Source organism: Capsulimonas sp. (assembly GCF_039929585.1).
Classification (GTDB): domain Bacteria; phylum Armatimonadota; class Armatimonadia; order Armatimonadales; family Capsulimonadaceae; genus Capsulimonas.
On record NZ_JBDSQY010000163.1, the window covers coordinates 1 to 7,811 of the forward strand.

The following is a 7,811-nucleotide window of genomic DNA, read 5'->3' on the forward strand; positions in this document are numbered from 1 at the left end:
GGGCCAGTTTCTTGATGGTGTCCATTGGGATGTGCGTGCCGCGGAAACGTATGGCGACGCGGCGCTTTTCGGCGACGATGTTGCCGATGCCGACTTCCAGGCAGCGTAAACGCAGACGCAGGGTGGCGAGCAGGTTCCAGACGGAGCGCGGCGGGTCGCCGTAGCGGTCTTCGAGCTCTTCTTGGATTCGCGCGACGTCTTCCATGCGGCGAACCGCCGTTAGTTTCTTGTAAATGAGAATACGCTCGGCTTCGCTCGGGATATAACGCGGCGGGATGTGCGCGTCGAGCGGCAGCGCAACGTTCGGCAGTTCCCACTCGGGCTCCATATCCTCGCCCTTGAGCTCGTTGATCGCTTGGGACAGCAGCTGGGTGTAGAGATCGAAACCAACGGTGGCGACGGTTCCTGACTGGGCGGCGCCGAGCAGGTTGCCGGCGCCGCGTATCTCCAGGTCGCGCATGGCGACTTTATAGCCCGAACCAAGATCCGAGAACTCCCGCAGGGCGCCAAGGCGCTTTTCGGCGATCTCCGAGAGGATCTTGTCTTTCCGGTAAAGCAAATACGCGTAGCCCTGGCGCTTGGAGCGGCCGACGCGGCCGCGCAGCTGGTAAAGCTGCGCGAGGCCGAGCTTGTCGGCGTTGTCCACGATGATCGTGTTGACGTTCGGGATGTCCAGACCGCTTTCGACAATCGTCGTACAAACTAAGATGTTGAACTCTTTGTTCGCGAAGCGCACCATGACGTCTTCGAGATCATCCTCGTGCATCTGGCCATGGGCGATGTCCACAGTCGCCTGCGAGACGAGGCGGCGCAGGTGCTCAGCGACATGCGTGATGCTTTCGATGCGATTATGCAGGTAGTAAACCTGCCCGCCTCGGTCGAGCTCGCGCAGGATCACTTCACGGATCAGCTCATCGTCGTACTCTTTGACGTAGGTCTTGATCGGCTGGCGTCCCTCCGGCGGATCGTCGATCAGGCTCATGTCGCGGATGCCCGAGAGCGACATGTGGAGCGTTCTTGGAATCGGCGTCGCTGTCAGCGTCAGGACATCGACGTTCTTTTTGATCGCCTTAATCCGCTCTTTGTGCGCGACGCCAAAGCGCTGTTCTTCGTCGACAACGAGCATGCCTAAGTTCCGGAACTTCACGTCCTTGCTTAGAAGCTTGTGGGTGCCGACGACGATATCCACGGCGCCTTCGGCCAGCGCCTTGATCGTCCGGTCGGCCTCGGCCTTGGAGACAAAGCGAGACAGCATCTCGATCTTCACGGGATACTGGGCGAGACGCTCACGAAAAGTGACGAGGTGCTGCTGGGCCAGGATCGTGGTCGGGCAGAGTACGGCGACCTGGCGGCCGGCGTTCACGACTTTGAACGCGGCGCGGATCGCGACTTCGGTCTTGCCGTAACCGACATCGCCGCAGATCAAGCGGTCCATCGGTTTGTCGTCTTCCAGATCGCGCTTGACGTCTTCGATGGCGGCGAGCTGATCGGGCGTTTCTTGATAGGGGAACGCCTCCTCCATCTCCATCTGCCAGGGCGTATCCGGGGCGATCGAGTGGCCAGTCGCGGCCTTGCGAGCGGCGTAAAGCTTGATCAGGTCCGCCGCCATCTCCTGGACTTGTTTTTGGGCCTTCTTGGTCGCGCGCGACCATTCCCCGCTATTAAGACGCGTAACGGTGGGGGTGGACTCCTGGGAGCCGATGTACTTCTGAACGCGGTCGATCTGATCCGTCGGGACATAGACCTTGTCGCCGCCGGCGTACTCCAGCAGGAGATAATCCCGCTCGGCGCCGTCCTTGCTTTTCAGTCGCGTGATGCCCGCATAGTATCCGATGCCGTGATTGATGTGGACGACGTAATCGCCTTCGCGCAGTTCCAGATACGAGGTAAGCTTGAGCCCCTCTTTGAACGCGCGCTTTCGGGGCTTCTGGTGGACGCGATGGCCGAAGATATCCGTATCCGTCGCGACCATCAGCGCAGCTTCGGCGAGCTTGAAACCGCCGAGCAGACTGCCGTCGAGGACATAAACGCCGCCCTCGCCGCCGGGCTGCAGGCGATCCTGCGGCGACGCCGGGATCTTATGGTCGGCGAGCAGTTCGCGGATCTTCTGAGACTGCTCGGTGACGATCGCCACGCGGAAGCGGGCGCCGAGCCAGCCGTCGATCGCCTCGAAGAACGAGGGGAAGCGGCCGGCGAAGCTTTCCATGGCGCCGGACTGCGTCGAGATTGGGTCCGATGCGCGCAGGCCGTCGACTTTCTGACCGAGCAGCGAGAAGATAATCGTCGCCGGCGACTTCGCGGCGTGGCTGACTACGGAGCTAAAGTTGCAGGCGTGCGGGGTTTCGGCGGTCAGCCATTCGCCGCGCGCCGCGCGCGTACCGGCGATCTCCAGGACTTCCTTTTCGATCTGCTCCAGTCGCGCCTTGGCCTGGTTCGGTTCGTCGAGAACCAGCAGCGCGCCTTCGGGCAGATAATCCAGCGCGCAGAGCTCGCGCGGCTCAAGATACGGCAGATAATATTCGGTCTGGTCGAAGTAGGTCCCGGATCTGAGCTGTGCGATATCCGCTTCGATTCGCTCTTCCAAACGATCCGCGTGCTCGACGCCTTTTCCTTCTTCGTTCGCCTTGCGTAGCGCCGCCATCCGTCCAGGCAGTTCGTCCTTGAGACGCATTATGGCCTCACTGATGGCGTCTTCCGTCAGCGGCGCTTCGCGTATGGCATGCACAGCCAAGCTTTCGGCTTTGCCTACGGATCGCTGGGATTCGACATCGAACGGACGGATGCTCTCGACTTCATCGCCAAAGAAATCGATACGGAACGGACGCACGGCGTCCCCGGGGAAGATATCCAGAATGCCGCCGCGACGGGTCCACTGTCCTGGGTTCTCCACGGCTTCGACGCGATCGTACCCAAAGCCCGCGAGCGTCTTCTCCAGATCTGCGATTTCCACACTTTCGCTGACGGCGATCGTCACGCTGCGATCGCGCAGAGCCTCGGGCGCGACGGTGCGCTGGAGAAAAGCGCCAATCGGGCCGACCACCAGACGAGCCTCTCCGCGCGCCAGTTTCTGCAGGGCCGCCGTCCGGCGTCCGAGCACCGTGAGATCGGGCGCGCCTTCCGCGAAGACCAGCGTTTCCGTGCTGGAAACGAGGCTGACAAGTGCGTCGTCCTCCACGCCGTAGCGGGCCAGGTCCGCGCAGATCCGCGCGGCCTGATCGGCATTGTAAGTAACAACGACGATCGGATGCCCAAGCTCGCGCGCGAGCTGCGCGAGAATAAAGCTTTTCGCCGCGACCGGCAGTCCCTCGATCTGAGTGAGGCCGCCGACTTCGATCCGTTTCTTCAGTTCGTGATAAGCAGGGAGATCATCCACCAGCGCCGGCAGTTCGCGCAAATCCATCCGTTAGTTCCTTCCACGGGAAAACAGGGGAGCGTACGTCCCGGACGCAAGAAACGCCTCAGACGCACAAAAGGGCCTCGGCGGTCTTAAAACCGCCCAAGCCTCAATATTTGTGTTCAACGTATTATTATACCCGCGCACGGCCTCGACTCAGACTTTGCCGCAGAGGCGTCTCAGCTTCGCAAAGTCGAAGCTACGCGGATCGGACTTGCGCCCCTTGGGAAGCGCGATCTGAGCGTGGGAAACGATGCGGCTATCCGGAATATCACAGACTGTGCGCAGGCGGCGGATAATCCCCGCAACCGCCTTGTACTGCACGTCCGGATAAGGGTCTGTTCCGTCGTTTCGGTTCACCATCTCGATCCCGACACTGTATGCGTTTACCCTGGGAGCGCCGTCCAAAGACGAAATGCCAGCATGCCACGACTGCATGCCAATCGGGACCATCTGCACCACACGCCCATCCTTGCCGACGATATAATGCGCGGAAACACGCGACTTAGGGCTTTGGAAGATGGTGACGGCGGAATCGAATCTCGTTCCAGCGGTGGAGTGAACGACGACACAATCGATATTCGTCCAGAACGGACGTGGGCTGACATGAGGCGATCGTACAAAAGGATAAAAGCGATCCACGCGCGCCCACTGCTCGCGCTGGCGCGCCTGCCGAACAATGCCGACTGTGAGAATCAAGGCCGCTGCGACGAGGATCAGACAGATAATACGTTTGCGCATAGGATTATTATAGGGCGCCGCAGCCCTTTGAGGTAACAAATTTTGCCGGCTCCAAGTTAGACCTTTTTCATAAACGGGAATAAACAGGCATATACTCCCGCGATTAGAAAGATCGAGCCCATGTACGAGCAGTTCGGAGCCCTCCCCGACCACGAAAAAAAGACTGTTACCTTTAAGCTGTTCCTACCCAATACGTCGAAAGACCCGAAGCAATATGAAGTGGGCGGACTGCCCCAAATCACCCGTATCTCAGTCATGGGAAGCTTTCAGAACCCTGAGACGAAAGAATGGGATGAAGGCTCCGCAATCGAACTCCTGCCAACCGATTATACCGATCCCCGCGACAACATCGTCAAAGGCGACGTGTATACTGCGCAGGTCGAAAAATTACCCGACGGATTTTACGAATATAAATATAAAGTCGAGTTCGAGAACGGCGAGACGCGCATGGTATGCGATCCGTGCGGCCGCTACGGCGGCGCGCAGAACCAGAATTCGGGCTTTGTCGTTGGCGGCAAAACTGCCGAGGTCAAGCGGCTCGCCAAGCGACTTCCGTATCAAGACCTGCGCATCTATGAGCTGATGATCGACGACTTCACGGCGAACATCCGCAAAAAGAACGAAGCGCCCTTGCAGACGATTGTCCGCAAGCTGGACTATCTTCAGTCGCTTGGGATCAATGCGATCGAGTTCATGCCCTGGAATCCCTGCTCCTACTCGGACGACGCCGATTCCAGCTTTACCTGGGGATATAACCCGGTCCAGTATTTCGGTCTTTCGCACAAGTACAGCCATAATCCCGCCGCCGAAACCGAGAAACTCATTTATCTCAAGCAGCTCGTCAATGAGTGCCACGAGCGCGGCATTCACGTGATCATGGACGGCGTGTTCAACCATACCGACGCTGCCCCCCCGGACTTTGGCTTTCCCTATTACTGGCTCTATCAAAATCCCGCCGAATCGCCTTATATCGGCGAGTTTGCCGAGCACGAATATTTCCGGGATATGAATTACTCCAATCGATGTACGCTGGAGTACGTCCGCGACGCCTGTATCTACTGGATCGAGGAGTTCGGGATCGACGGCATTCGTCTCGACAACACCCTGGGATATTACAAGCCGGATGACCGAAAGTATGGCCTGCCGAAATTGCTGGAAGAGATCGCCGCTTATGTGAAGGATTGCCACGAAACGAACTTCGCGATCATTCTGGAGCACAGCTGGGATTACGACGCCATTGACGTGACGAACAAAGTGGACGCGACAAGCTGCTGGTACGATCCTTTTCGAACTCTCAGCGAGCAATATCTGCATGAAGAAGACGAGACGGCGCCGGCCATCCAAACGACCATGATGCGTATGCTGGAGACGACGCGCGGCTTTGAGCCAGGCCGTATCCCGACCACCTATCTCGAAAACCACGACCACAGCCGCATCATCACCTGCGCCGGCGGCCGCGAGTCCTGGCATCGCACACAGCCTTACGTCATCGCGCTCATGACATGCTTTGGCGCGCCGCTGATTTACAACGGACAGGAATTTGGCGCGGATTACGACATTCCGGAGGACGGCGACGGCAGAGTCATCGCGCGCCCACTCGAATGGAGCCAGGCGAAGAGCGCGCCCGGCCCCGCGCTTCTGGACCTTTACCAAAAGATGATGAAGATCCGAGAAGAGCATCCCGGCCTGCGCTCCCCACACTTCGCCCCGTCCAACTGGGACGAATCACAAACCCATTTCAACAAGCAGGGGCTTGGGATCGATCTGGAACACGGGCTCGTCGTGTATCGTCGATGGAGCGAGGGCGGAAAAAAGCGCGAACATTTCTTTGTTGCGCTGAACTTCTCCGATAAGCCACAGCAAGTCGACTTTGAGGTTCCCCACTCCGGTGTATGGCGTGATCTCATAGGAGACTCCGAGATCACGCCGGAGAATGGGCGGATTCAGACGGAGATCGGCTCGAACTGGGGCGCGGTGTTTTATCGGGAGGGATAATCTTATATTTCGAGTGATATTGTAATCGGTTACACTTGCCAATTTTGGGCCAAGAGAGTACAATATTGGGCGTTGCATCTGACCGCAAACCCACGTTCAAAGGCCCCAATTACCCATGTCGACCGACCTTCAAGACCTGCCGGATTGGCGGGCGCAATCCGAGAATTACGAGTGTCCAGAGTGGTTCCGAAACGCCAAGTTCGGCATCTGGGCGCACTGGGGGCCGCAATGCGTCGGCGCCATGGGCGATCATTACGCGCCCGGCATCTACGGCCCCCACCCCGGCGACAAGACCTACGTTACCAGCGACACGATCTATCAAGAGCACATCCAGCGCTACGGGCACCCCACGGAGCACGGTTTCAAAGACATCTGTAATAGCTGGAAGGCGGAGAAGTGGGCCCCGGAGCATCTGATCGGGCTGTACAAGGCGGCCGGGGCCAAATACTTCGTCTGCCTCGGCAACCACCACGACAACTTCGACAACTGGAACTCGGCGCATCAGCCATGGAACTCCGTGAACGTCGGTCCGAAGCGCGACCTCGTCGGCGGATGGGCGGCGGCCGCCCGCGCCGAAGGACTGCGCTTCGGCGTCAGCCTGCATGGATGGCAGGCCTGGAAGTACTACGCCAACGCCGCCGGACATGACAAGACCGGCCCTTGGGCTGGCAAACCCTACGATGGCGCGCTGACAAAAGAAGACGGCGCCGGCCAGTGGTGGGAAGGCCTCGACCCCAAAGCCCTCTACGCCACCGATCAGGACCCCACGACCGAACCCGACGCCGCCTACACCGACAAGTGGAACCGTCGCATGCTCGATGTGATCGATCAATATCAGCCCGACCTGCTCTACATCGACAACTGGGACCGCTCGGTCTATGGCGGCGCGCAGGGCGACGATGTGATCGGGCACTTCTACGAACAGGGAACGGAGGACGGCAAGATCGACGTCGTGTTCACCCGCAAGCACATGCCCGAATCCGAGCGGCATCGGGCGCTCTGGAACGTCGAGCGCGGCTTGCTCGACGCCGTGCAGCCGCTGGCATTTCAGACCGAAACCTGCATCGGCAACTGGCATTATCACTACGGCGTCCACTACAAATCGAGCACGGATGTGATCCGGATGCTGATCGACGTCGTCAGCAAAAATGGAAACTTCCTGCTCAATATCCCGCTCAAGGGCGACGGCAGTCCCGATGTCCTAGAACTCGAACTTCTCAAAGACATCACCGAGTGGATGGAAACGAACTCAGACGCTATCTACGACACCCGCCCCTGGCGTGTCTTCGGCGAAACGGAAGCTGGCAGCGCCGCGACCGAAGCGCCGAGCTGGAACGAAAACGAAAAGCTCACCGAACTTCAAGGCCAAATTCGATACACCTCCAAAGGCGATACCCTCTACGCCTTCCTCCTCGCAACTCCGACCGGCGAAGTCACCTTGCCCAGCGTCCAACCGACTTCGGTTGACGGTGCTTCGGTCGAACAGCTCGGACATGGACCGATCCCGTTTCACTTGGATAGTAATGGACGATTGGTTCTGGAGGCTGTGTCTGCGACGACAGTGCGTGGGACGAATGGGGCGGCGACGGTATTTCGATTGAGTGGGATTTCGTGACCTATCCCCCCCAGCCCAATTCGTGTAGGTAATCGGCCCTTCCGCCCCAATTCTGGGGGACCCGAT

4 protein-coding genes are annotated in these 7,811 nt (G+C 59.1%); 2 read left to right on the plus strand and 2 right to left on the minus strand.

Annotated features, from left to right (window positions below; translation table 11 throughout):
* Positions 1-3,400, minus strand: a 3,400-nt coding sequence (mfd, locus tag ABIZ35_RS11400; RefSeq protein WP_348220027.1) for a transcription-repair coupling factor, incomplete at its 3' end; no start/stop codon positions are given.
* A 150-nt stretch (positions 3,401-3,550) separates the two neighbouring features.
* Positions 3,551-4,135 (minus strand): N-acetylmuramoyl-L-alanine amidase, encoded by a 585-nt coding sequence (locus ABIZ35_RS11405; RefSeq protein WP_348220028.1) that lies wholly within the window; start codon positions 4,133-4,135, stop codon positions 3,551-3,553.
* A 120-nt stretch (positions 4,136-4,255) separates the two neighbouring features.
* Between ABIZ35_RS11405 and ABIZ35_RS11410 the strand changes: the two genes are divergently transcribed.
* Together ABIZ35_RS11410 and ABIZ35_RS11415 are read left to right on the plus strand one after the other, a co-directional pair.
* Positions 4,256-6,130, plus strand: coding sequence for an alpha-amylase family glycosyl hydrolase (locus tag ABIZ35_RS11410; RefSeq protein ID WP_348220029.1), 1,875 nt, complete (start codon positions 4,256-4,258; stop codon positions 6,128-6,130).
* A 115-nt stretch (positions 6,131-6,245) separates the two neighbouring features.
* On the plus strand, positions 6,246-7,745 hold the full coding sequence (locus ABIZ35_RS11415) for an alpha-L-fucosidase (protein WP_348220030.1): 1,500 nt from the start codon (positions 6,246-6,248) through the stop codon (positions 7,743-7,745).
* Positions 7,746-7,811: the final 66 nt, after the last annotated feature.